Source organism: Rickettsia japonica YH (assembly GCF_000283595.1).
GTDB lineage: Bacteria > Pseudomonadota > Alphaproteobacteria > Rickettsiales > Rickettsiaceae > Rickettsia > Rickettsia rickettsii.
The window spans coordinates 1,209,571-1,235,498 of sequence record NC_016050.1; the positions used below are offsets into that span (position 1 = coordinate 1,209,571).

Genomic DNA, 25,928 nt, shown 5'->3' on the forward strand with positions numbered 1-25,928 from the left:
CTCTTCTGTTAAATCTCGGTTAATTTGCTTACTTATTATAATTTGTTGTAGTAATTTACTATCAGTTTTTAGCTCTTCAATAGTAGAATATTGATTAACCTGGTTATTAGCATTTGCATTTTTTCCTAAGTTTAATTCTATTGTTGGTACTTCTCTTGTAATAGGATAAACATTTGTTGCATCGCCATATATAAAATCTTGCTCCATTGGTTTTGGATGTATAGTGTTTATATCAAGTTTAGGAGTTTGTCCGCCACATCCTACATATAAATTTAATACTTGTTTTTGTAATGCTTCTCTCAATTTATTTATTATAGGTACAAATAATAATTTATCTTCTTTCCCTAAATGCTCAAATGAATCTAGTACCATAGAAGTGGCTTTTTCATTCTTTTTTCCCTCTCCAGCAAGCCAAGCATATGACTGAGCTCTTATATTTCCTTTATCATCCGTAATTATATAAAAACCGGCATTTGCTTTACTCATACCGTCTAAAACACATCTTTCGGAATCATGTCCTATAGATTGGCAAGAATTACTAAATTTACCAAGCATAAAACCTTTCATATCATCGGCAGGTAATTTAGAAAAATTATACTTTTTGCCTTTTACCTCTATATCAAAATTAATATCAGACATATAATATTCTTTTATAAAGTTCAATGCTTTTTGAAAACTATTATTATCTAGTTTTCCTTTTAAAGAAAAATTAGCTAAATTTTTTGCATGTAATTTATTTTCTTCTGATAATTCTTCTTCGTTGTACTTATAAGATTCTTTAATTACTATTTCAGTTACTTGATTTACTAATTATTTAAATCATTTTTAGTTATCTGCTGAAAATCATTTAATTTACATTTAATTTATTTTCTTTAAGAATTTTTTGAAATTTTTCAGTTTTTTCCAGTAAGTGTGCATTACTGAAAATATATAATGAGTCTCTTCCAGATTTATTTAAAATTTGAAAAAATTCTAATGTTTTGGAAGACAATGTTTGTGGTAAATTAAATTGAAAACTCAATTCTATTGTTGCTTTTGTATCATAATTAACAGTTTTTAAGTAACTTTTTATATCGTTTAAATTTCCAAAGTAAGTAGATAATTTTTTAGACATTTCTAAAGAATTTAAACCGCCATTCTCCGTATATAAGTCAGCGATTTTCGACAATATGGCAATACTTCCTTACATAGTTCTTTACTAATAAGATTTTTTTAAGGCGTGTATTTGTACTTAAATATTGCTTATGTATTTTTTCAAAAACAGACTTTTTATTAAAACCCTCTTTATATAATAAATGAATATTTGCCAATAATATTTCAGCATCGTCTTGGTTTATTCCAGCTTTTTTCAAAGTCATGGTATTACTTTTAGCATTTTCTTCTAAGGTTGTTATGGCCTTTTCTAAATTAATTTCTTCTTTTATAATTATTCTACAGAAAACCATAAAACATGGTAATAACCATAAAATATGATAATTTTTTAGAAAATAGCAAGGATTAGATTAATTTTTCTTAACGAAATCAAGGGATGAGTGTTAAGGATAATTTAGCAATACATCAAATAGCAAATTATATAGAATAACTTGCTATTTATATTAGATCACACCAAATATTGCTTTAAATATCTACCGGTATGGCTTTCCTCACAGGCAGCGATATCGGCAGGGGTGCCACATACAACTATCTTACCGCCTTTGTCGCCACCTTCAGGACCGACATCAATAATATAATCTGCAGTTTTTATAACATCTAAATTATGCTCGATAACTAAAACAGTATTTCCCATATCAACAAGTTTATGTAACACTTTTAACAATTTATTAATATCGTCGATATGTAATCCCGTAGTCGGTTCATCAAGTATATAAAGCGTTTTACCGGTTGAACGTCTTGATAATTCTTTAGCAAGCTTAACGCGTTGTGCTTCACCACCTGAAAGAGTAGTAGCAGACTGACCGATTTTAATATAGCCTAGACCCACTTCATTTAAGGTAATTAATTTTTCATAGATTAACGGTATTTTTTCAAAAAACTGCATCGCATCTTCTACAGTCATCATCAAAATATCGGCAATAGATTTACCTTTATATTTTATTTCAAGCGTTTCTCTATTATATCTGTGACCGTTACAAATATCACACTTTACATATACGTCAGGTAGGAAATGCATCTCTATTTTTATTAGCCCGTCACCTTGGCATGCTTCACATCTACCGCCTTTAACGTTAAACGAAAATCTGCCTACTTTATACCCTCTAGCTTTTGATTCAGGTAATTCCACAAACCAATCCCTAATATGGGTAAAGGCACCTGTATAAGTCGCAGGGTTTGAACGAGGAGTTCTACCTATCGGAGATTGATTAATATCGATAATTTTATCAATATATTCAAGTCCTTTTAACTCTCTATATTTGCCGGGAAATACTTTGCTAGTTGGCTCTAAATGCTTTAGAGCCGCTTTATATAGAGTATGAATCATCAAACTTGATTTACCGCTTCCCGATACTCCCGTTATAGCGGTAAAAGTACCAAGCGGAATTTTGATATCAACATTATCTAAATTGTTGGAAACCGCCCCAAGTAATTCAATTACCCTATTATCATGCCCTACTCTTGTTTCAGACGGCACTTTGATTGTTTGACGACCGCTTAGATACCTACCTGTGATACTTTCTTCAAAATTCTTTATTTCTTCAGCATTTCCTTCCGCAATAACACGACCGCCGTGAATACCGGCTCCCGGTCCTATATCAACAATATGGTCTGCTTCATATATTGTTTCTTCATCATGCTCGACTACCAAAACGGTATTACCCAAATCTCTAAGCCTTTTTAGTGTCTCAATTAATCTTGTATTATCTCGTTGATGAAGACCAATAGACGGCTCATCAAGTACATATAAAACACCGCTCAGTCCTGAACCTATTTGAGATGCAAGACGAATACGCTGACTTTCCCCCCCCGATAAAGTACCTGCTTCTCGTGATAACGTTAGATAATCAAGCCCGACATTCATAAGAAATTTTAATCTCTCGGTAATTTCTTTGAGTATACGCTCAGCAATAAATAATTGCTTTTTATTTAATTTTTCTTCTAAGTGACTAAACCATTTTTGCAAGTCTGCAATACTCATACCTGCTACTTCGCCTATATGAAAATTTGCTATTTTAACGCATAATGCTTCGTCTTTTAATCTAAACCCTGAACAAGCAGTACATTTATGCTCTGACTTAAATTTAGCTAGTTCTTCTTTAATTAAAACCGATTCTATAGTACGGTCCTTTTCTTGCAAACTTGGTATTATACCGGCAAAAGGTTGTTTTATTATTTGCGTTTTAGAACCATCGTGAAATTCAAACTTTATTGCCTCTTCTCCTGAACCTTCAAATAAAATATCCTTAACATTTTGTGATAAACTTACAAAAGGTACTTCAATAGAAAATTTATAATGATCGGCAAGAGCCTTTAATGTCTCTAGGATAAATTTAGAAGCTGTACTACCCCAAGGCACTATTGCACCGTCTTTAATAGCAATTCTTTGATCCGGAACTATTAAATCTCTATCAAAGAAAAACTCCTTACCTATCCCTTCACATTTAGGACATGCTCCAAAAGGGCTATTAAAAGAAAAGATTCGAGGCTCTATTTCAGTAAGCTGAAAACCCGATACCGGACAAGAATATTGCTCGGAAAAAGTAATACGCTGATTTTTTTCAAACTCGCTCTTAACTGCCGGCGGTAATTCTACAATTTCCAAATAAGTAATACCCTCGGCAAGATTTAATGAACTCTCTAAGCTATCTGCAAGTCTATTACCTAAATTTTCGTCTAGAACTATTCTATCAACGATCACTTCTATATTATGCTTCTTATTTTTATCAAGTTTCGGTAAATCATCAATTTCGCAAACTTCCCCGTTAACTATTAATTTCTGAAAGCCTTGCTTTTTCAAATTCATAATTTCACGCTTGAACTCACCCTTATGTCCTCTAACAATAGGAGCGAGTAAATATATTTGCGTACCCTTAGGTAGTTCGTTAATTATATCTACCATCTCGGAAACTGTTTGGCTATGTATCGGAAGACCGGTTGCCGGAGAGTAAGGAATACCCACCCTTGCATATAATAACCTAAGATAATCGTAAATTTCCGTTATAGTTCCAACCGTAGAACGTGGATTTTTGGAAGTAGTTTTTTGGTCAATTGCAATAGCAGGCGATAATCCGGAAATAGATTCTACATTAGGTTTATTTTGTAAATGTAAGAATTGCCTTGCATATGAAGATAAACTTTCAACATATCGCCTTTGACCTTCTGCATAAATAGTATCAAACGCTAAAGAAGACTTGCCTGAACCGCTAAGACCGGTGATAACAACAAATTTATTCCTTGGAATATTAACATTTATATTTTTTAGATTATGCTCTTTAGCACCGCATACCTTAATATATTCTTGGTTCATAATCACTTCACTATAAAATTTTTGAGATATTTTTTAAAAAACCTGTAGTATTATAGGCTCTTTTATTTTATTATTGCAATAATAATATTTTAAAGTAGGTAGTTCTATGGCAGGTAGTTTAAATAAAGTAATATTAATAGGTAATGTAGGGCGTGATCCGGAAATGAGAACTACGGGCGAAGGGAAAAAAATCATTAATCTTTCCTTAGCAACAACCGAAACTTGGAAAGATCGCATTACCAGCGAACGAAAAGAACGAACTGAATGGCATAGAGTAGTGATATTTAGTGAAGGGTTAGTATCTGTTGTAGAACGCTATGTCACAAAAGGTAGCAAATTATATATTGAAGGTTCATTGCAAACCCGTAAGTGGAATGATAATTCAGGTCAAGAAAAATATACCACGGAAGTTGTGTTACAAAACTTTAATTCACAATTAATATTATTAGATAGTAAAAACTCTAATAATCATACTCAAGATTCAGGGCATAGCGAATATAAACATCCTGAAACTAAAAATCATTCCTTTGACCATAGCGACTTAGACGACGAAATACCGTTTTAATCAAAATTGTTATGAAAAATTTTATTTGGGCAATAATATTTTTAATACCAATATTTCTTTCAGGGTGTTCTACTACTCATGATGTAGCTAGCAGGGTAAAGCATTCGCAATATATAGCAACTCAAAATAACTTTCAGATGAGGCTAGTAAACGGTGGTGATTTTACTCTTACGACTTATCAGCGTATTACCGACCGTAACCTACCTTTTGTATTCTATATTGAGGGAGATGGACATCTTACGGATGGATCTGCTAATTCCGACAACCCTACTCCCGTTAATCCTATGCTCTTAAAGCTTGCTACAATGGATAAAAGACCGAATATTGTTTATATAGCAAGACCTTGCCAATATACTCCTTTAGAAATGAACTCAAAATGCATTAGCGATTATTGGTTAGATAAAAGAATGGGGCAGGAAGTAGTAGATTCAATTAACAATGTTATAAATATTATCAATAACGGACAAAAATTTAGCTTAGTCGGCTTCTCCGGTGGCGGCGGGCTTACAATATTAATTGCCGCTCAAAATAGTAATGTTAAAGATATTATAACGATTGCCGGTAATTTAGATACTAAAAAGTTTGATAAATATCATAATTATCGTGGTTACTTAGTTAAATCCTTAAACCCGATAAATTATGCAAAACAGGTTAATAATATCCCTCAATTACATCTCTCCGGTATGGATGACAAAAGAGTCCCGCCTTTCATAGCAGCACTTTACTTAAAAACAAGTAACTCACCGTGTGTAAAAAAGCAAACTTTGCCTAATATTTCTCATGCAAAAGGTTGGGATAAAGTTTGGTCTAATATATTAGATATTCCTCTGATTTGTAATTAGGCATTAGGAAATATTATTAATTTATATTCAAGCACTTATCATGGCTTTTGCCCTTAATGTTATGCCGGCTGTACCAAATTGTTTTAGACATTTTCCAATCTTTAAACACTTTACTTCCGTAACATTTACATATGCTGTATCAGCTGCTTGTATGTATGTTATTAGCTCTTTTGGTTTTCCTCATTTAATAAAAACCTTTGGAAACTGGGGAGTATTAATTATTATGATTCCAACAAGTATTGGATTTGGTATATTTCATTTTACAAAATTGGAGAAAGCAAATGGAAATTATCCGACAAAATCTTTTGCTCCTTCTCCGGTGATGTCTGCTTAATTGATAAATATTTATAGCAGGTTTCCTGTAATATCTCTTAGTTTAAGACACTCAGCAAAAATTATAAAATTGCGTATTATTAGAGAATTACAGGAAATAATCAGAAGTTTTAATAATTAGTAATAATTATAATCTATAATGTTGCCGACGTTTCACTAAGCCTTGCAGCTTAAGACCGCCTTTAGCACACATCCATCGCAGTAACTCGTTAGCAGCGTTTGCATATTCACCTCGGTTTAGCTTTTGCCGCAATGTTGATGCTTGAAATGCCCCAGCCCCGCAGTTGAAAATAAACGAGATTAAGGCGGCTTGTTGGTTTTCGGTTAATGGCATACCCTAGTGAACGATTATCGATACATTTACCAGCTTCGAGTAATTATTATTTATCTTTCTACAGATCCTCGCTTGCTTTTTTGCGATATATTTTTAGGAGTAGTAATAAGAAATGAAGAAGGGGAGATTTATTTTTGTTAATAGTAGCCCTTATGCGTTCTAGTGTTTGTTTAGTATTTTTATTAGCATGTGTTATAGCATCCTTATAAATACCTACTTCTTTCTGTTCTTTTTTGAAAGCTTCTTTATTTCCTATGTTAGCCAAAGCTTTAAAACTATGTTTTATAACTTGTCCAATATTTTTAAAAACATGCAAATTATCTTTTTTAGCTGTTTCTGTGCACCATATATCTAGATTCTCTAATTCTTTTTTGATTTCAGGATTTGCCTTCCCTTTTTCATAAGTATTAATAATCTTTTCTAATTTTTCTTTAAACTCTTTTTCGTTATTACTCGGTTTTAAATTAAGCATTACACCAGAATGGTCTGATGATAGTTCTGTGAGGGTATTAATCATCATTTCTTCTTTTAATATTATTAGCTCCATTAAGCAAATTTGCATATTTATGTCTACATATGGAACGATACTTGTGATATAACTAATCATGATTATTAAATATTCGTTAACACAAAAGAAATTAAAGCTTTAATTAATAAACTTGAGAAATATTTTTATATTTCGTTTTATAAGGTGATAAATTTACTATTTAGAAGAAAGAGAAAAGCTGCTTAGTTTAGAGGCTTGGTGAAAGACAATTAATATTCAGCTAAACGGTCCAAAGCTTGATTTTATGCTGCATCTGCGGTTTGATACGTTTGTAGAAATACCGAGAAATGCAGAATGGCGCACCCTAAAGGATTCGAACCTCTGACCCACAGATTAGAAATCTGTTGCTCTATCCAGCTGAGCTAAGGGTGCTAAACATTTGTGGTAAACGTTATATCAGTTTAAGCAAAGTTTTTCAAGGATTCTTTTTTTATTAAAAATAATAAGCAAATATGATAAAAAATATTCATGGATAAATTCTACAATTACAATTCTTCTTCACATCAGGCTTTACTTAGTTTTAAAGTAAAGCCTAATTCTAAACAAAATCTAATTAGCAATTTTGTAATTATTAATAATATCCCATATCTAAAATTATCTATAAAAGCAATACCGGAACAAGGTAAAGCGAATGAAGAAATCATAAATTATTTAGCAAAAGAATGGAAATTATCACGTAGTAATATCGAAATTATTAAAGGTCATACTCATAGCTTAAAAACGATATTGATAAAAAATATTAATGAAGACTATTTAAATTTGATTATTAATTCCTATATTAAATAAGGTGCAGTTGTTGCTAGACTTCCAATGTCATTCCCGTATAGGCGGGAATCCAGTTTATATTTATTATTTTCTAGATTCCTGCTTTCGCAGGAATGACATAAGCAGTCATATGACGAAAAAATAATTTATTAACTAGAATAATTATGATACAAGAAAAAAAGAAATTTGATGCCGAGGTTGGCAAGATTTTAAATTTAATGATTCACTCTCTTTATAGTAATAAAGAGATTTTTATGAGGGAGTTAATTTCCAATGCTTCGGATGCTTGTGATAAATTACGTTATTTATCTCAAAGTAATAGTGCATTAGTAGCTGGCGATAGCAATTTTAAAATTACAGTTAAAGTCGATAAAGATAACGGACAAATCATTATCCGTGATAACGGCATCGGCATGAATAAAGACGATTTAATTGAAAATCTCGGTACTATTGCAAGATCGGGTACGGCAAATTTTCTTAAAAGCCTATCCGGTGATTCTAAAAAAGACAATATGCTAATCGGTCAATTTGGTGTTGGATTTTATTCAAGCTTTATGGTAGCCGATAAAGTGACTGTAACCTCAAGAAAAGCTGGGGAAGATAAAGTCCATATTTGGGAATCAGACGGGCTTGGTGAATATACTGTCTCAAATTCAGATAAAGAGTTCACAAGAGGCACGGAAATCGTTTTACATATCAAAAAGGAAGAAGATACATTCCTTGATCATTTTAGATTAAAACACATCGTTAAAAGCTATTCCGATCACATAGCAGTACCGATATATTTCTTTGATGAAGCTGGTAATAATGAAATCCAGCTTAATTCAGCTTCTGCATTATGGACAAGACCGAAATCGGAAATTACGGAAGAACAATATAAAGAATTCTACAAAAGCCTATCTTATGCCATTGATGCCCCTTGGATAACTATGCATAATAAAAACGAGGGAGCTATAGAATTTACTAACCTACTTTTCATTCCATCAAGCAAAACATTTGATTTATTCCACCCTGATCGCAAAAGGCGAGTAAAATTATATATAAAAAGAGTATTTATATCTGATGAGAATATAGATTTAATCCCGTCATATTTAAGATTTTTACGAGGCGTGGTTGATTCAGAAGATTTACCACTAAATATTAGCCGTGAATCACTGCAGCATAATAGCGTGCTTGAGAAAATCAAAAACGCTATTACAAAAAGAGTGCTTGGCGAGCTTAGAAAAAAGAAAGAGGAATCACCTGAAGAATATAATAAGTTTTGGGCTAATTTCGGCGGTGCTTTAAAAGAGGGTTTATGTGAGGCTACTACCAACCATGAAAAATTATTAGAGGTATGCATATTCAGAAGTGCCTTGCATAATAAAATGATCAGCCTTGACGAATATATAGCGAATTTTAAAGAAGGGCAGAGTACTATATATTATTTAAGCGGTGATAACCCCGATAAATTACTTTCAAGCCCACAAATCGAAGGGTTGTTAAGTAAAAAAATCGATGTATTACTTTTTACCGATACAGTGGATGATTTTTGGGTAAATGTTAATAGCAAATATAAAGAACATGCTATTAAATCAGCGACAAGAAGCGATATCGATGTAGAGCAAACTACTTCACAATCTGAGGAGAAAAACACAGATAGTAAAAAATCCGATGATGAATATAAATTGCTAACAGATTATTTTAAAGAGACACTAGGGGAGTTGGTAAAAGAAGTTAAGATCTCTAAAAAACTTACTTCAAGTCCTGCTTGTCTTGCCGTTAGCGACGCTGCTATGGATATTCGTATGGAGAGATTTTTGATTGAACAGAAACAAATAGCTAATGCCTCAGCTAAAAATCTAGAGTTAAACCCTAAAAATAAAATCATAGAGAAAATCTTTAACGACTTAAAAGCAAATAATAAAAATAATGAAGAATTGGTTAATCTAATATTTGATCAAGCCTGTATTTTAGAGGGTGAACCGGTTGCTGATACAGGTGCATTTTCAAAGAGATTAAACGATATTGTACAAAAAGCCATATTATAACTTTAAACTTTTTTAATTTTAATGTAGAATAGTTGCAAACGTGAGTTTGGAAGTATTGTTCTGTTCGGTGTCATTCCCGCGTAGGCGGGAATCCAGAAAGAACATTCAAAATATCTGATTATAGAATTTTATAATTAATAAAATGGATTCCCGCCTACGCGGGAATGACATCGAGAAAATGTCTTATTACGATATTATATTTAGCAAACATATAGATAAAATCAAAAGCGAAGGAAGATATCGAGAATTTAAGGCCTTAAAAAGACAAGCCGATAATTTTCCTTTTGCAGAACACGCTAATAAACAAATAGTTATGTGGTGCATTAATGACTATTTGGGTATGAGTAAACATGCAAAAGTAATGCACGCTTCTATAGATGCCTTGCTAAAATACGGTGTTGGATCAGGTGGAACTCGCAATATCGGCGGTAATAATATAGCCATTCTTGAACTTGAAAAAGAACTTGCAAATTTACACAAAAAGCAAGCAGCTTTAGTTTTTACATCCGGTTTTGTTGCAAATGATACAACGCTTGCAAGTCTTGCTAAAATCATGCCGGATATAGTATTTTTCTCCGATGAGCTAAATCACGCATCAATAATTACAGGGATTACAAGTTCAAGAGCCGAGAAATATATATATAGACATTTAGACGTTAAGCATCTAGAAGAGCTTTTACAATCAGTCGATATTAATAGACCTAAAATTGTTGTTTTTGAATCGGCTTACTCTATGGACGGTTTTTTCTCACCTATCAAAGATATAATCAACTTAGCCAAAAAATATAATGCTTTAACCTTTATCGATGAAGTTCATACGGTCGGTTTATACGGTAAACAGGGTGGCGGTATTGCCGAGCTTCTTAATTGTAGTGATCAAATCGATATTATTCAAGGGACGCTTGCCAAAGCATATGGTACTATCGGCGGTTATATCACTAGCAACCATAATTTAATCGACGCTATAAGACTAACCGCTCCAGGGTTTATTTTCACTACTTCATTGCCGCCGGTAATTTCTACCGCTGCAACGCATAGTATTAGACATCTTAAAGAATCGAATGAAGAACGAATAAAACATCAAGAAGTAGTTACAAAACTTAAAAATTCTTTTGAACGTTTTAATATACCTTATTTGAAAAATGAAAGTCATATAGTGCCGATAATTATTGGTGATCCGATTAAAACGGCAAAAGCCTCAAATATGCTCCTTAATGAATACGGTATTTACGTTCAACATATCAATTTTCCAACCGTACCGAGAGGTACGGAACGCCTCCGAATCATCCCAACCCCTGCCCATACCGACAAAATGATCAATGATTTATCTGTAGCTTTAGTGCAGATATTTGCCGCACTTGATATAGAATTATCTTCTGCTAAAGAACTGAACGAAGAAGTACGCTTAAATCTTATTGCTTAACGCCATTGTGAGGAAAATTACGCAGTAATTGACGAAGCAGTCTAATAAAAAATGCTCTTAATGTCATTCCTGCGTGGCATTGTTGCGTGGATCGGTTTTCCGTCATTGCGAAAAGAATTACGTAGTAATTCGATGAAGCAATCCAGTAAAAAATTCTGTAAATCAGAATTTTTTACTGGATTGCCACGTCGCTTCGCGCCTCGCAATGACGATTTGGCCTCCACGCAACAACACTTTCAGTTATTTAGCTCATAACGATATATATCTTTGGTTAACAACGCCACAAATCTTATACCCAATTTATTTACTTGCTTTTGCTCCTAAATCATCTAGTTTATTGCAATATACTCTAAAAAAAGTAAGATATAACCCTTTAAATTCTTTTTAAAAAATAAAAGGTTACCCCATAAATACCTTATCTTTATATAATTTAAAAAATAGTTGTATTTTTATACTACTATAATATTAATTTGTTTACTTTGAAGAATTTATAATCTACTGCAAAATTTCAATACAAAGCTGTAATTATTGAGCTTTTAAAGTTAACTCAGATAAAGAACAAACGAGCAATAACAAAAAAGAAAAAAGTACTTCTACAAAATCGACTACGGCTAATCGCTTAGCTCATGACAATATCCATCTTTAATTTAGCAATGTCTAAAAAATATAAGTAATATGAATTTTAACTTAATATAATTACCGAATATGTCTTTTTTTGACCGCAAAACTGCAATTATTAAACTCTTAAAACTCATGCCGGCAAAGAGTTTACTGCTTCTAAAATAGCCGTATGGATAGTTGAAACGTACTCTCAAGAGGCTGCTCAAAAATTGTAAACAAGTCACGATAAGCTATTAATGAGCGTTAACAAGATGAGTAACACAAAAGAAATAGCGATAATTTTGTATAAAAATGAAATGAAGAAGCTATTACCTACAACCATACCAAAAATAGAACCGAACATTAATACAATAAAAAAGGGAAATCGGGCTAAATATTATTATATTAATAATACCGATAAGATATTTGATATATCCAAAATTATTAAAGCCCTTGAAAATTATAAGAAGCAGGAGCTTAATGCTATGGAAATGGCTCAATTGCTATTAAGTGCTAACGCGAAATAGTTAGTGATTGCAAAAATAGACGACTATATGCCAACAAAGGTGAGTTCTGCGAAACTCACAGTTAACAATGCCTAATCCTAATGGTATTTTACAAAAACTATTGCATATTGCAGCTCTTTAGTTTATTTTGATTAGCAAACTATATACAGAATTAATGGATTATTAAAATGGGCATTACCATATTAAAAAACGAAGGATTAGATTTTCATGCAAGAATTTCTACTCCTTTAAGTGAGATAGATGACGATATTCAAAAAGAATTACTTGATTTAACCAAAAAAGTTAAAATAGCAGGTTTTAGAGCCGGTAAAGTACCGGTTTCAATTGTTAAGAAAAAATACGGTACTTACGTCAGGAATGATATAATAGAAAGAAGAATTAACCATTCAGTAAATCACGTTATTAAAGAGTATAATCTAAATATAATCGGTAGACCCAAAATTGAAGAATTACAAAACGAATCCGATAAAGCTTTAGAATTTACCGTAAAAATAGAGCTATTACCTAAAATTACTATTCCGGATTTAAAAAAAATCTCACTAGATCGTCCAAAATTAGAAGTAAACTCTAAAGATGTTGAAGAACAACTAGAAAAACTTGCCGCATTAACAAAAAATTATACTAAAGAAAGTAAAGCAAAAATAAAAGACGGAGATCAGGTTACTATTGATGCAATCGGGTACATCAAGGAGAAAGCTTTTGAGGACGGTAAATTAAATGATTTTAAAGTAATAATAGGTAGTAATGCACTTATTCCCGGTTTTGAGAAACAATTAATAGGTTCTAAAACAGGTAGTGAAGTAGATGTTAATGTGACTTTTCCTGAAAATTACCATGCTAAAGATTTAGCAGGTAAAGATGCTCGTTTTGTAGTACAAATTAAAGCAGTACATACTGCAGAACCTACCGTTATCGATGACGAATTTGCTAAAAAATTCCAAAGTAATAGCCTTGAAGAATTACGTACACATTTTACTAAACAAATAGAAAATGAGTCGGAAGAAGCTATTAATACTATAATGAAAATGAACTTATTTGATAAGTTAGAAAAATTGTTAGATTTTGATGTACCGGAATCTTTATTAGAGCAAGAAAAAAATATTCTAAAGTCCGAAACCGATAACAATGAACAAGATGAATCATTATTGAAAGGTAAATCCTCTCAAGAAATAACAGCATATTATAATAAATTAGCCCTACGCCGTGTGCGAATAGGCTTATTACTTGCTGAATATGCAAAATCTAAAAATTTGCAATTAGAGCCTGATGATTTAAGAAAAGTTATTATGCAACAAGCACGTAATTTTCCTGGGCAGGAAAATATGATATTTGATTTTTATAAAAATAATCCTAGAGCAATTGAAGGACTTAAAGGTCCTGCCTTAGAAGATAAAGCTGTACAATATATATTTAATCACGAAATAAAACTTAAAGAAAAGAAATATACTAAGGAAGAGCTAGAGAAATATCTAGAAGCAGAAGAGCAACGTATTACTTTAATTTAAAGCTTATTCATTGTCATTGCGAGCGAACGTTAGTAAGCGTTGCAATCTCAGGAATCCTCGCAATGACAATCCTCAGTATCCACGCAGGCAATACCTAGTAGTATTACTCCTGATTTTTTATAGTCTCTAAAGCAAGTTTAACTATTTTATTTACTCCAGCATTAGTGTGGGTAGAGATAGGAAAAACTTCTTTATTAGTAACTTTCTGCAACTTATTTATTTTTTCCTGTATTTCCTCATCTGTGAGAACATCGCATTTATTAAGACATATGATTTCGATTTTATTTTTTAGATAATCGGAATATGATTCAAGCTCAAGACGTACCGTATTATAATCTGCAACTACATCATTACTAGAGCCGTCTATTAAATGTATTAATACATTACATCTTTCTATATGCTTTAAGAATTTATCGCCAAGTCCGTGACCTTGATGAGCCCCCTCAATTAAGCCGGGAATATCGGCTATGACAAACTCTTCGTCATCAACATATACCACTCCAAGCTTCGGCACTAAAGTAGTAAAGGGATAATCGGCAATTTTAGGCTTGGCTGCCGTTACAACGGATAAAAAAGTAGATTTACCGGCATTTGGAAGCCCCACAAGCCCAACATCAGAGAGAAGTTTTAAACTTAAATGAATCCACATTTCTTCGGCAATTTCTCCTTCCGTACGCTTTCTTGGAGCTTGATTAACCGACGATTTGAAACGGCTGTTACCAAGACCGCCACTTCCTCCTTTAATTATTTCAAAGCTTTGATCATCCACAGTGAAATCGTACAATAATATATTGCCATCCTCGGAAAAGATTTGAGTACCGATCGGAACATCAAGAACTAATGATTTTCCTGATTTACCGCTTCTATTTGAATCTTTACCGTTTTCGCCGTTTTCTGCGGTAAAATGCTGCTTATATCGATAATTTACTAGCGTATTAAGATGGTGATTACTCCTGAAAATAACACTACCGCCACGTCCACCATCACCACCGTCCGGTCCGCCTCTGTCAATAAATTTCTCACGATGGAAACTAACACAACCATTGCCGCCGTTCCCACCTTTTATATATATTTTAACTTCATCAATAAAATGCATATGATTTATATTTTCAACGTCATTGCGAGGCGCGAAGCGACGTGGCAATCTCATCAAATCTCTTGAGATTGCTACGCTCCTTGCAGTCGCTCGCAATGACAACAATGTTTACCTCTCCCGAATACCCTTATACTCTCTATGTACATAACCGGTGTAAAGCTGTCTAGGTCTGCTGATTTTTTGTTCAGGGTCTTCGTGCATTTCTTTCCATTGTGCCATCCAGCCTACGGTTCTTGCTATTGCAAAAAGTACCGTGAACATTTGCGACGGTATACCCATAGCCTTATAGATAATACCCGAATAAAAATCAACATTTGGATATAATTTTCTCTCAATAAAATATTCATCTTTAAGAGCGATAGCTTCAAGTTCTATTGCTATTTGTAAGAGCGGATTGTTGTCTAGCTGCCCGAGTTCCTTTAATACTTCTTTGCACGTTTCTTTAAGTACTGCGGCACGCGGGTCATAGTTTTTATATACACGATGACCAAAACCCATTAACCTAAATGGATCATTTTTATCCTTAGCTTTAGCTATATATTTAGGAATATACTCAGAACTACCGATTTCTTTAAGCATATTTATTACCGCTTCATTAGCCCCACCGTGAGCAGGTCCCCAAAGTGAGGCAATACCCGTGCTAATACAAGCAAAAGGGTTAGCTCCGGATGAGCCGGCAATTCGGACTGTTGAAGTAGAAGCATTCTGCTCATGATCGGCATGTAGGATAAATATCTTATTAAGAGCATTTTTTATTATTGGATTTACTGTATATTTCGTATAAGGCGTTGCAAACATCATATGCAGAAAATTTTCGGTAAAATCTAACGAATTATCAGGATAAATAAACGGTTGTCCTATAGAATATTTATAAGACATTGCAGCGATGGTAGGTATCTTAGCAATCATTCTAATAGCGGTAAGTTCGTAATCTGCTTCCTTAAAATTCAATAAATCAGGATAAAATGCCGAAAGAGAACCGACAGCCGCAAGCATAATAGCCATAGGATGAGAAGAGCTACAAAAGGTTTGAAATAAATAGTGTAATCTTTCATTCACTAATGAATGATGAGCAACCTGTTTAGTGAAATTATTATACTGCTCACCACTTGGTAGTTCCCCATAAATCAGTAAATATGCCACTTCTAAAAAATCACTTTTCTCAGCTAAGTCTTTAATATCATATCCTCGATGCCGCAAGATTCCTTTATCACCGTCTATATAGGTAACAGTAGACTGACAAGAAGCAGTAGACATAAAACCCGGGTCGTAAGTAAAGCAATCGGCTTCCGCAGATACCCTACTTATATCGATTACATCCTCACCAATACTTGCTTTAAGTATAGGTAATTTAAATATTTTTCCTCTGATTTTTAATTCAGCAAATTCTGAATCATTATTATTTTCATTGGTCATATGGATATACCTTATTTTTATACATCAGTAAGTATAACCCTAATTTAATGAAATTAGAAATGAATTATGATTTATTAGAATTTAAAAATTTTCTTTGATATCTTGCTCAACTTGCAAGGTTAATGAAAATTTAAAACGCACATGCTTCTACTTTCAACTGCAAGCCTAAAGCGTTTAATAAAGATCCTATATTGTCGACACTTGGATTACCTTTGCTAGATAACATTATATATATGTTGTCTATTTATATGAGCTTCTTTAGAGATTTTTGCTATACCTCCTCTTGCTCTAACGCTTCATTAATATACCCTACTAATATTTCCTCATTTTGTAATTTTTCTTTTAAATAATCTGTAAACTTTCCATATAACACCCTCAATTTCGTTTATAAACTTCTTCTATTATTTCTAAGGCTTTTTTAATATCTTTGCCTTGAGTATCTTTATTACCTGCATTTAATAGCAGAATATCTGTTATAAAAATTGTATTTGTTTAGTGTTTTGCATATTAAGCTTAACTAGAGATGATTACACTGTCGCATATATACGACTAATTGTCCAGTAGAAAATTATTTTGAAAAGTACGTGAAGCTGTGAGTACTAGATTAATGTACAAGCTATGCAAGAAGTCTATTATTGACTAAATACTCCTTAATCTTGAGTAAATCATACCAAGAGGTACGTTTTTGCATAGGTTGGCGGAGTAAATAGGCAGGGTGGAAGATCGCCGTAGTTTGAATAGGAGCGGATAAATATTTATTGGTATAAAAATAATATTCTTGTCTAATTTTAGTAATACCCGAATTTTTTCCAAGTAAGCTAGTTGCAGCCGTGCTACCGACTAGAATAATTAGCTGCGGGTTAATAAGAGCAATATGCTTCTCTACAAAAGGTCTACAAATATCGACTTCTTCGAACGTCGGCTGTCTATTAGCAGGAGGACGCCAAAATACCGTATTAGTAATATAAGCGTTATTTTTTCGTGAAATTCCGATAGCGTGTAACATATTATCAAGTAAATTGCCACTTTCGCCGTAAAAAGGTATTCCTTTCAAATCTTCGGTACTTCCCGGGGCTTCGCCTATTAACATAATTTTAGCTTCTAAATTACCGTCACCGAAAACCGTATTAGTAGCAAATTTCTTAAGTTCACAACCATTAAAATTTAGTAGAGATTCTTTTAGTTCTTCGATATTATTAGCTTTATCGGCAAGAAATCTTGCTAGGGTTATATTATCATGAACTTTATCATTCATATTGAATGCAGTTTCTTTTGTAGACATAAGTTTTACTTGTGGCTTTTCAGTTAGTTCAGTATTATTACGTACCTTTAATTGCGGTGGATGTTCATGGCAATAATATTCAACACCGATTGCACTTAACCATTTAAGCGTATTATTCATTATCTTAAAATAAAATATGTTAAAATATTCCGTACCACACGAACTAAATGGCATAAGGCTTGATAAAGCTCTATCATCGCTTCTTGAAAATGTTTCAAGGAATCAAATCCAAAAAGCTATTAAAGATTCGCAAGTACTAGTTAATGATGTAATTATTTCTGATCCTGATGTTTTGGTCAAGGAGAATGATATTATATTTTTTTCTTTTAAAGAACCTGAAGAGCTAAAAATTGCAACAGCAAATGTAGCACTTGATATAATATATGAAGACGATGATTTGATAGTAATTAACAAAGCTGCAGGTATGACGGTACACCCGGGAGCAGGGCATCATGACGATACGCTTGTTAATGCTTTACTACATTATACAAAAAACTTATCGGATATCGGCTCATCAGAAAGACCCGGGATAGTACATCGTTTAGATAAAGACACTACGGGCTTGATGGTAGTTGCTAAAAATAATAAAGCACATATGCTACTTGCAAATCAGATAGAACAAAGGCAGGTAATACGGCAATATAAAGTGTTAGTGTGGGGAGTAATAAATCCGCTAGAAGGAGTCATTAAAAATAATATAGGTCGCAGCCGAAGCAATCGCCAAAAAATGACCATATTAAAATATGGCGGCAAAGAAGCCGTTACACATTATAAGACTCTAGAATTATTTTATAAAGGTAGTATTAGTATGGTGGAGTGCAAGCTTAGTACGGGTAGAACTCACCAAATTAGAGTACAGCTAAGCCATTTAAAGCATTCGGTAGTCGGCGACCAAACTTACGGCAATAACGACCGAAAAATTGCTCTTTCTCCCCCTGAACTAAAAGCAAAATTAATTGATTTTAAACGTCAAGCCCTGCATTCTTGGTATTTAAGTTTTATTCATCCGACTAGTAATGAGATTATGGAATTTTCTTGTGAGTTGCCAAGGGATATGGAAGAGATAATTAGTTTATAATTGACAAAATATTAATTTTTTAATATAATATTAAGGATTAATATTTATTTATAAAATGAAAAAAGCTAATTCTAAATTAGAAGAAGCCTTATATTCTATGGAAGAGGGTATTTTAAACCTTAGAAAACAAAAAGCGAGATTAGAAAAGATTTTTACTTTTCTGCAAGATTTAAGTACCGCCACAGACAAAATTATTTCCTTAGATATATAAAATTATAGAGATTGGCAAGAAGTAAAAGATTTTATTTTAAAATTAGGTAATAATTTATCTTTTAAACCGCAATCTATAAAAATTGCTAGCTCTTCCCAATATAGTACAGAACATGAAATTAAAATTTCTGAATTCGTCAATGAAATTCTTTCTCTAAGATTAAAAACAGGCATAGATATTAATAATAGTACGTATATTGATGATGCAAATTATAGGAAAGAAATTTTATTAAAAAAATTTTTAGAAGAATTTAAAAAAAATGATTTTAATGAGCAAGAAGAACAATTAAATAAATTTATAAAAGTTGCATGCAAAGAAGCAAAAGCACCTGATAATATAGACATGCAATATATGCAAGCTCTGCGGATTTTCTCTGAATTTGATTTCAGTAAAATAGATGAAAAATATTCTAATTTACAACATCTTTTTACAAAGCTATATAAAGCACAAGAAGTAAAATCAGAAATTTATCATTATGAAGTAGAAGATGATTTACATTTTTATATGGTAAAAGTTAATGGAGTAAATGTAACTACTTGGCAAAATTTCTCAAAGAAACAGGGGGAGTTTATAAACCAGTCCGGGAAAAAAGAATATAGAAAAGCTTTTATGGGACTAGATGCTTTTGACTCTAGCATAGAATATGCATGACCAAGATTTAACAGATGTATATGTAGTTTTTACCTATAATAAAGCATGGGAACAGAAAAGTAGTATTGGTATACCATCAGTAGAAATTATTATAACTATAGCAACTTCTAAAACGCAAATTTTATTTCACATATAGGAATAATAAAAGCTCCAATATATGACTATAATAATACTAAAAAACATTTAAGTCTTTCGCTTAAACTTCATAGTTTTATTGCTAAATGTGCAGAGATTATTTATCCTAACAAAAAAGAATATATGATTACTGTTCCAACAAAAAATATGACTCATATTATTATTAAAGAATATGCGAAAAAACAAATTTTAGATAAAATATATATAGGACATCAAGACACAAAAATACCGCAAGAATCTTTAGAGGAATTAAAATCTAAATACCAAAATACTAAGTGTACACGATATGAGGGACAAGAGTATAAGCATTATTTTAAAGCTTATTTAGAATATATTTTAAAAAATCAACAAGAAATTTTAGGTGAGAAGAAAGCTCCCATAAAATTTACCGAAGCAGGATATGGTGCTTTTTCTGACTTGATTTTGTATGGGAAAAATGGTGAAGTACTAAATAAACTAACTGCTGACCAGATAAAAGGAGAGTTCGCTTGGTTTTTTACTAGTCCTTATTTATTAAAAAATCAACACGAACAAGAACCTTTAATCACTTGTGATTTAGAAACATTAGCAAATCTTAGCTTTAAAAATAGCTATATAGAACACGAATATTATTCAGAAATAATTGGTGATATAATAACATAAAACGATTTATGAAAATAATTAAAATACCTAAAACCAAAAATTATCTTAAAATAGATATTATAACTCTAGAACCCGAAGATAGTGTAGATGAGATTTTATAAATGAAAAATTTTGGCAGAAAATAAAACTTTCCATGCAATGTTCTATAAAGCAAATTCTTAGTGACGCTACAGATAAATTAAATAAAATAGGTATTAGTTCGCCGCAATTAGAAGCACGAATTTTACTACAGCATGTTATAAATAAACCTATTGAGTATTTACTTATTAATCTTGATGAGCAGTTAAATGAAGCCGAGATAGAAGCTTTTGAAAAACTGTTAGCGAGAAGATTAAAGCATGAACCGATAGTATATATTACAGGTGTTAAAGAATTTTACTCACGTGAATTTATTGTTAATAAACATGTATTAATTCCAAGAAGCGATACTGAAGTTTTGGTGGATGTTGTATTTCAATGTCATTCCCGCGAAAGCGGGAATCCAGAAAAAAAGCAACCGGATCCCTGCTTTCGCGGGAATGACATAAGCGAAAACTGCAATGACAAATTCTTAAATATCCTAGAACTTGGCACAGGTAGCGGCTGCATTGCTATCAGTCTATTATGTGAGTTACCGAATGCTAATGTAATTGCAACCGATATCAGTCTTGATGCTATAGACATTATCAAAAGTAATGCGGCAAAATATGAGGTAACGGATCGCATTCAGATTATTCACAGTAATTGGTTTGAGAATATTGAAACTCAGAAATTTGATTTTATCGTTAGCAACCCGCCATATATAGCTCACAGCGAAAAATCAGAGATGGCAATTGAAACAATCAATTATGAACCGTCTATTGCTTTATTTGCTGAAAAAGACGGACTGCAGGCTTACTTTCTCATCGCCGAAAATGCCAAACAATTCTTAAAACCAAACGGTAAGATTATATTAGAAATAGGGTTTAAACAGAAAGAAGCGGTAACCCAAATTTTCTTAGATCATGGTTATAATATTGAAAGCGTTTATAAGGATCTACAAGGTCACAGTAGGGTAATATTATTTTCTCCTATTAATCTCAATCGGTCATATGCAAGACGTATCGGTAAAAGCTTATCAGGAGTGCAACAGAATTTATTAGATAACAAACTACCAAAATATTTATTTTCTAAAGAAAAGCTTGTAAATGAAAAACGTAAAGTATTTCTTGAGATAGGCTTTGGTATGGGTGAGCATTTCATTAATCAAGCTAAAATGAATCCTAATGCACTTTTTATTGGGGTAGAGGTATATTTAAACGGAGTTGCAAATGTTTTAAAGCTTACAGGAGAACAAAATATCACGAATTTTTTATTATTCCCTAATAATTTGGATTTAATATTAAATGAGATACCAAGTAATAGCCTTGATGGAATTTATATTTTATTTCCCGATCCATGGATAAAAAATAAGCAAAAAAAGAAACGTATTTTCAATAAAGAACGACTTAAGATTTTACAAGATAAGCTAAAAGACAATGGTAATTTAGTATTTGCTTCCGATATTGAAAATTATTTTTATGAAGCAATAGAGTTAATACAGCAGAACGGTAATTTTGAAATTATAAATAAAAATGATTATTTAAAACCGCACGATAACTATGTAATTACCAAATATCATCAAAAAGCTATTAAGGCGAATAGAACGCCGAAATTTATGATTTTGCAGCACGTTTTAGGCGATCATTAATTGCAGCCCCTATATTCACTTGAGGTATAGGGCTAACTGCTATACCTCTTACATCATGAGATGCAGCATAATCGTCAAGTATTCTTAAATAAGCATAAAGATTTGCAGCGGCTTCTATAAAGTCACCTTTTACACTTAAGTTTAATGAAAATCTTCCTGTAAGATTGCTATTGCCAAAATTTAATCCGATTTCTTTATCCTCTAAATTTATAGCATTTAGCCTAACCGGTACTTTTGGTGAATAGTGTTTTGCAAGCATTCCCGAAGCTTTTATAGTACTTGTCTCTGATGCTTTTAAAACTTCTATCCCTAGTATTTCTCCTAAAATTTCAGCAGTTATAACCCCTTCTCTAAGAATAGTAGGAGTAACAGTTGTTGTATCGATTATCGTTGACTCTAGCCCATATTTAGATTGATAGATTTCAGGTGCTAAAATAAAAATTTCCTTATTATCCTTAAAATGTTTTGTGACATGCTCAGCGTTAGTCGGACTAATATAGTTTGAAGGGTTAGCACTTGGGGCAGCTATAGGTATGCCTGATTGTCTGATAAGCTCTAACGCTAAAGGATAAGATGGTATCCGAAGTGCTATGGTATTTAGTCCTGCTGTTACGCTAGGGGCAATATTTGCATTCTCTTTTAAAGGGACAACTATAGATAATGGTCCAGACCAAAATTTTTCTGCTATTTTTGTAGCTAAATCGTCAAACTCCCCTATTTCCTTTGCTTGCTCTATGGAGGAGACATGCACGATAAGCGGATTGATAGCAGGGCGCTCTTTGAACTGAAAAATCTTTAAACACGCCTCATTATTTGTGGCATCCGCACCAATCCCATATACTGTTTCAGTCGGAAAAACAACCACTTTACCTGATTTTATAAATTGAACTGCTTTGTTTATCATAAGCGGTTAAACTTAGCTACTTTATCAAATAATTCACAAATATTCTGTAATAACGACAAACGATTTTGAGCGATCTTTGGATCAGAGTCATTAACGAGTACATTATCAAAAAAGCTAGTAATGGGAGTTAATAGAGACGATAATAAATTTAAGGCTTTCTTATAATCTTTATCAGCTATACTATCTATAATTTGCGGAGAAATTTTTTGGATTACTTCAAATAATTCTTTTTCAGGTTGTGTACTAAAGAGACTCGCATCAACTAAGCCGGTAATTTTCTGATCACCAATTATATTGCTAGCTCGTTTGTAAGCATTTAATAATTGCTTGCCTGCGTCTTCTATTAAAAATTCTTTTAACGCATCAAGCTTAAAGTTTGTATCTACTAAATTTAAGTCAAGAACTGCATTAATTAACGCAATATCATAGTCATTTTTAAAGTAAAATTTTGCTCTTTCTTCAAAAAAAGATATTATTAAATTCTTATTTTCGTCAGATGAATCTTTATATAAGTTTATAGAAAAATTAATTAAATCATTAAAATTTAGCTCTAATTTATTTTCAAGTATTATTCTTATTATACCAAGAGCTTGACGTCTTAAGGCATATGGATCACCTGAGCCTGTTGGTGTTTCCCCTGCTATCATCAAACCTACTAAACTATCTAGCTTATCGGCTAAAGCAAGTAAAGCCGCATTTCCGCTTGGTACATTGTCACTCAAACCTTGCGGTTTATAATGGTCTCTAATTGCAGCGGCTATTTCTGCATTTAGCCCTTCATGTTTTGCATAATAATAACCCATAATCCCCTGTAAATCAGGAAATTCCCCGACCATCTCAGAAACAAGATCACTTTTGCAAAGTCTAGCTGCTGTAATCAAATCCTTATTATTTGGAGCTATATAATTACAAATATCGGTTATGCGTTCAACTTTTTCTCTTAAATTACCAAGCTTTGCATGAAATGTTACAGCTTCTAATTGGCCTAATCTTGATTCTAAAGTTTTAGCTATATCCTGCTTACAAAAATATAAAGCATCCGAAAGACGTGCCGATAGAACTTTCTCGTTACCTTGAATAACTAGTTCAGCATTTGTAAATCTGCCATTACTGACAAAGAGAAAATACGGTGTGAAATTTCCTGTTTTATCAAATAAACAAAAATATTTCTGATGCGTACGCATCGAAGAAATAAGTACTTCTTTAGGTAACTCTAAAAATTTTTGTGGTATTTTTCCAAGCAGTACAACAGGAAATTCGCTAAGCCCTATTACTTCTTCTACTAAACGATTATCTTCTTTTATAATTAAATCATGAGAATTTGCTAGTTCCAGTAAACCGATTTTAATTATTGCCTCTCTCTTTGCTCTTTCTAAAATAACATGATTTTCTAAAAGCTTATTTCTATAATCTTCAAAATCTGTTACTTCTAATTTTTTATTATCAGTAAGACGATGCCCATACGTAATATTATTAGCGGTTAAATGCCCAAATTGCATCGGTAATATTTCGCCGTCAAATATGCATAAAATATTTCGCAGAGGTCTAATCCATTTTATTTTGTAATAACCCCAAAACATCGATTTTGCCCAGCTATATTTATTAATAGCCTCTATAATAATCTCCGGCAAAATTTCTTTTATTTCTCTTTCTTCTGTTTTTTTGACAAAGAAATAATATAGCTGATTACTAATTAATTTAGTAGAAAGCTCTAATTTACTAACATTATGAGCTTTACAAAAGCCGTTAATAGCGGCTTCCGGAGCTTCTATGCTTGGTCCTTTCATTTCTTCCTCTTTTGGCAAAGTTATCTTTGGCAAATGGGTAGCATGCAGCGTTATCCTGCGAGGTCCCGCGAATACTTGTACTTTTGCAAATATTTCGTTTTCTTCAAAAATTTTCGTGAATATATTTAAAAAACCCTCTTCAGCATTTTTTTGCATAAAAGCCGGAATTTCTTCGCTAAATAGCTCTAATAATAACTCGCTCACTTGTTCATCTCCAACCATTTTGTACAACAAATTCTAGCTAAATGACGCACTCTTAAAACATAAGAAGCACGCTCAGTGACGCTAATTACTCCAAGTGCATTTAGTTGATTAAATGCATGACTTGCCTTAAGGCATTCATTATAAGCCGGCATAGGTAAATTAGCTTTGATTAATCTCTCACACTGGTCTTCGCTATCCTTGAAATGTCGCAGTAACATTTCACTATCGGCAAGCTCTAAATTATATTTTGAAAATTGCCGTTCAGCTTCGAAATCCACTTCACCGTATTTTAAAGCTTTTTCGCCTACTTGCCCATTCCAATCAAGCTCTCTTACTTCATCAACACCTTGAATATATAAAGCAAGCCTCTCGAGTCCATAAGTGATTTCACCGGCAACGGGACGGCATTCAATACCGCCGATTTGCTGCATATAAGTAAATTGCGATACTTCCATACCGTTACACCATACTTCCCAGCCAAGCCCGGCAGCACCTAAGGTTGGCGACTCCCAATCATCTTCAACAAATCTGATATCATGAATTTTTAAATCTATGCCTAAACATTCTAAGCTTTTAAGATATAACTCTTGAATATTATCCGGCGACGGCTTTAAGATAACTTGAAACTGATAATAATGCTGCATTCTATTAGGATGCATGCCATACCTGCTATCCCCTGGTCTTCTTGATGGCTGAACATATGCAACAGACCAAGGTTTAGTACCAAGGCAGCGAAGTACAGTTGCAGGGTGAAACGTACCGGCTCCAACATGGGCATCGTAAGGCTGCAATATTGCACAGCCATAATCCTGCCAATAATTTTGTAATGTCAGAATAATTTGCTGAAATGATAGTTTTTTCATAGGGTATTATTATTGGGA

The 25,928-nt window shown here is 32.7% G+C and carries 26 protein-coding genes, 1 tRNA gene and 1 pseudogene; 14 read left to right on the forward strand and 14 right to left on the reverse strand.

Going from position 1 to position 25,928, the window contains the following annotated elements; all coding sequences use genetic code 11:
- Positions 1 to 369 precede the first annotated feature (369 nt).
- The 4 genes and pseudogenes from RJP_RS10880 to uvrA form a co-directional block, all read right to left on the reverse strand.
- A pseudogene (locus RJP_RS10880) lies at positions 370 to 639 on the reverse strand (hypothetical protein); the annotation flags it as partial.
- 208 nt (positions 640 to 847) lie between these two features.
- Complete coding sequence (locus RJP_RS06585) at positions 848 to 1,168, reverse strand: hypothetical protein (protein ID WP_014121137.1); 321 nt, start codon at positions 1,166 to 1,168, stop codon at positions 848 to 850.
- The gene (locus RJP_RS06590) at positions 1,152 to 1,445 is read right to left on the reverse strand and encodes a hypothetical protein (RefSeq protein ID WP_014121138.1); all 294 of its coding nucleotides are present in this window, start codon (positions 1,443 to 1,445) and stop codon (positions 1,152 to 1,154) included. The genes RJP_RS06585 and RJP_RS06590 overlap by 17 nt, the downstream gene beginning before the upstream one ends.
- 155 nt (positions 1,446 to 1,600) lie before the next feature.
- A complete protein-coding gene (gene uvrA / locus RJP_RS06595) occupies positions 1,601 to 4,462 on the reverse strand; it encodes an excinuclease ABC subunit UvrA (protein WP_024704391.1) in 2,862 nt (953 codons plus the stop codon).
- Positions 4,463 to 4,568: 106 nt separating this feature from the next.
- Here uvrA and RJP_RS06600 point away from each other — a divergent pair, with 106 nt between their 5' ends.
- From RJP_RS06600 to RJP_RS06610, 3 genes are read left to right on the forward strand one after another with little or no spacing between them, the layout of a single operon-like run.
- Positions 4,569 to 5,027, forward strand: a complete 459-nt coding sequence (locus tag RJP_RS06600) for a single-stranded DNA-binding protein (protein ID WP_014014871.1) — start codon at positions 4,569 to 4,571, stop codon at positions 5,025 to 5,027.
- Between the two features lie 11 nt (positions 5,028 to 5,038).
- Entirely contained in the window at positions 5,039 to 5,869 is an 831-nt protein-coding gene (locus RJP_RS06605; protein ID WP_014014872.1) for an alpha/beta hydrolase family protein, read from the forward strand.
- Between the two features lie 40 nt (positions 5,870 to 5,909).
- On the forward strand, positions 5,910 to 6,203 hold the full coding sequence (locus RJP_RS06610) for a hypothetical protein (protein WP_014121140.1): 294 nt from the start codon (positions 5,910 to 5,912) through the stop codon (positions 6,201 to 6,203).
- A gap of 126 nt (positions 6,204 to 6,329) precedes the next feature.
- Here the strand turns inward: RJP_RS06610 and RJP_RS06615 are convergent, their stop codons facing one another.
- The 3 genes from RJP_RS06615 to RJP_RS06625 all read right to left on the reverse strand — a co-directional run bounded on the left by RJP_RS06615 (position 6,330) and on the right by RJP_RS06625 (position 7,455).
- Positions 6,330 to 6,536, reverse strand: coding sequence for a lysozyme (locus tag RJP_RS06615; RefSeq protein ID WP_024704392.1), 207 nt, complete (start codon positions 6,534 to 6,536; stop codon positions 6,330 to 6,332).
- A gap of 58 nt (positions 6,537 to 6,594) precedes the next feature.
- Positions 6,595 to 7,143 (reverse strand): hypothetical protein, encoded by a 549-nt coding sequence (locus RJP_RS07100; protein WP_225981274.1) that lies wholly within the window; start codon positions 7,141 to 7,143, stop codon positions 6,595 to 6,597.
- Positions 7,144 to 7,378: 235 nt separating this feature from the next.
- Positions 7,379 to 7,455 (reverse strand) — tRNA-Arg (locus RJP_RS06625).
- A 96-nt stretch (positions 7,456 to 7,551) separates the two neighbouring features.
- Here RJP_RS06625 and RJP_RS06630 point away from each other — a divergent pair.
- The 5 genes from RJP_RS06630 (at position 7,552) to tig (ending at position 13,933) form a co-directional block, all read left to right on the forward strand.
- Positions 7,552 to 7,869: an A1G_07140 family DUF167 domain protein gene (locus RJP_RS06630; RefSeq protein ID WP_004997180.1), complete on the forward strand. Its 318-nt coding sequence runs from the start codon at positions 7,552 to 7,554 to the stop codon at positions 7,867 to 7,869.
- 143 nt (positions 7,870 to 8,012) lie between these two features.
- On the forward strand, positions 8,013 to 9,878 hold the full coding sequence (gene htpG / locus RJP_RS06635; protein ID WP_014121142.1) for a molecular chaperone HtpG: 1,866 nt from the start codon (positions 8,013 to 8,015) through the stop codon (positions 9,876 to 9,878).
- A gap of 178 nt (positions 9,879 to 10,056) precedes the next feature.
- Entirely contained in the window at positions 10,057 to 11,301 is a 1,245-nt protein-coding gene (gene hemA, locus RJP_RS06640) for a 5-aminolevulinate synthase (RefSeq protein WP_024704393.1), read from the forward strand.
- A 917-nt stretch (positions 11,302 to 12,218) separates the two neighbouring features.
- A complete protein-coding gene (locus tag RJP_RS09925; RefSeq protein WP_390889715.1) occupies positions 12,219 to 12,428 on the forward strand; it encodes a hypothetical protein in 210 nt (69 codons plus the stop codon).
- 167 nt (positions 12,429 to 12,595) lie between these two features.
- Positions 12,596 to 13,933 carry a trigger factor gene (gene tig, locus RJP_RS06650; protein ID WP_014121145.1) on the forward strand — a complete coding sequence of 446 codons (1,338 nt, stop codon included), beginning with the start codon at positions 12,596 to 12,598 and terminating at the stop codon, positions 13,931 to 13,933.
- 103 nt (positions 13,934 to 14,036) lie between these two features.
- Here the strand turns inward: tig and obgE are convergent, their stop codons facing one another.
- From obgE to RJP_RS06670, 3 genes are all read right to left on the reverse strand, one after another.
- Positions 14,037 to 15,029, reverse strand: a complete 993-nt coding sequence (obgE, locus tag RJP_RS06655; protein WP_024704395.1) for a GTPase ObgE — start codon at positions 15,027 to 15,029, stop codon at positions 14,037 to 14,039.
- Between the two features lie 108 nt (positions 15,030 to 15,137).
- Entirely contained in the window at positions 15,138 to 16,445 is a 1,308-nt protein-coding gene (locus tag RJP_RS06660; protein ID WP_014121147.1) for a citrate synthase, read from the reverse strand.
- A gap of 616 nt (positions 16,446 to 17,061) precedes the next feature.
- The gene (locus RJP_RS06670) at positions 17,062 to 17,847 is read right to left on the reverse strand and encodes a uracil-DNA glycosylase family protein (protein WP_024704397.1); all 786 of its coding nucleotides are present in this window, start codon (positions 17,845 to 17,847) and stop codon (positions 17,062 to 17,064) included.
- Positions 17,848 to 17,863: 16 nt separating this feature from the next.
- Here RJP_RS06670 and RJP_RS06675 point away from each other — a divergent pair, with 16 nt between their 5' ends.
- Both RJP_RS06675 and RJP_RS09375 read left to right on the forward strand, forming a co-directional pair.
- Positions 17,864 to 18,805 (forward strand): RluA family pseudouridine synthase, encoded by a 942-nt coding sequence (locus tag RJP_RS06675; RefSeq protein ID WP_014121149.1) that lies wholly within the window; start codon positions 17,864 to 17,866, stop codon positions 18,803 to 18,805.
- A 55-nt stretch (positions 18,806 to 18,860) separates the two neighbouring features.
- Positions 18,861 to 19,016: a hypothetical protein gene (locus RJP_RS09375; RefSeq protein WP_155983340.1), complete on the forward strand. Its 156-nt coding sequence runs from the start codon at positions 18,861 to 18,863 to the stop codon at positions 19,014 to 19,016.
- Between the two features lie 2 nt (positions 19,017 to 19,018).
- Here RJP_RS09375 and RJP_RS09495 read toward each other — a convergent pair whose 3' ends face one another.
- Positions 19,019 to 19,156 (reverse strand): hypothetical protein, encoded by a 138-nt coding sequence (locus RJP_RS09495; protein WP_162098703.1) that lies wholly within the window; start codon positions 19,154 to 19,156, stop codon positions 19,019 to 19,021.
- Between the two features lie 202 nt (positions 19,157 to 19,358).
- Between RJP_RS09495 and RJP_RS10885 the strand changes: the two genes are divergently transcribed.
- The 4 genes from RJP_RS10885 to trmB all read left to right on the forward strand — a co-directional run bounded on the left by RJP_RS10885 (position 19,359) and on the right by trmB (position 22,152).
- On the forward strand, positions 19,359 to 19,667 hold the full coding sequence (locus RJP_RS10885) for a hypothetical protein (RefSeq protein WP_225981275.1): 309 nt from the start codon (positions 19,359 to 19,361) through the stop codon (positions 19,665 to 19,667).
- A complete protein-coding gene (locus tag RJP_RS09500) occupies positions 19,660 to 19,803 on the forward strand; it encodes a hypothetical protein (protein WP_162098704.1) in 144 nt (47 codons plus the stop codon). The genes RJP_RS10885 and RJP_RS09500 overlap by 8 nt, the downstream gene beginning before the upstream one ends.
- Before the next feature lie 122 nt (positions 19,804 to 19,925).
- Positions 19,926 to 20,444 carry a hypothetical protein gene (locus RJP_RS10890; RefSeq protein WP_024704398.1) on the forward strand — a complete coding sequence of 173 codons (519 nt, stop codon included), beginning with the start codon at positions 19,926 to 19,928 and terminating at the stop codon, positions 20,442 to 20,444.
- A gap of 133 nt (positions 20,445 to 20,577) precedes the next feature.
- Positions 20,578 to 22,152: a bifunctional peptide chain release factor N(5)-glutamine methyltransferase PrmC/tRNA (guanosine(46)-N7)-methyltransferase TrmB gene (trmB, locus tag RJP_RS06695; protein WP_014121150.1), complete on the forward strand. Its 1,575-nt coding sequence runs from the start codon at positions 20,578 to 20,580 to the stop codon at positions 22,150 to 22,152.
- Here trmB and RJP_RS06700 read toward each other — a convergent pair.
- From RJP_RS06700 to RJP_RS06710, 3 genes are read right to left on the reverse strand one after another with little or no spacing between them, the layout of a single operon-like run.
- Positions 22,118 to 23,056: an L-threonylcarbamoyladenylate synthase gene (locus RJP_RS06700; protein ID WP_014121151.1), complete on the reverse strand. Its 939-nt coding sequence runs from the start codon at positions 23,054 to 23,056 to the stop codon at positions 22,118 to 22,120. The two genes, trmB and RJP_RS06700, sit on opposite strands and share 35 nt — an antisense overlap.
- On the reverse strand, positions 23,053 to 25,047 hold the full coding sequence (gene glyS, locus RJP_RS06705; RefSeq protein WP_024704399.1) for a glycine--tRNA ligase subunit beta: 1,995 nt from the start codon (positions 25,045 to 25,047) through the stop codon (positions 23,053 to 23,055). The genes RJP_RS06700 and glyS overlap by 4 nt, the downstream gene beginning before the upstream one ends.
- The gene (locus RJP_RS06710) at positions 25,044 to 25,910 is read right to left on the reverse strand and encodes a glycine--tRNA ligase subunit alpha (protein WP_014121153.1); all 867 of its coding nucleotides are present in this window, start codon (positions 25,908 to 25,910) and stop codon (positions 25,044 to 25,046) included. Before RJP_RS06710 ends, glyS begins: the two co-directional genes overlap by 4 nt.
- Between the last annotated feature and the right edge of the window lie 18 nt (positions 25,911 to 25,928).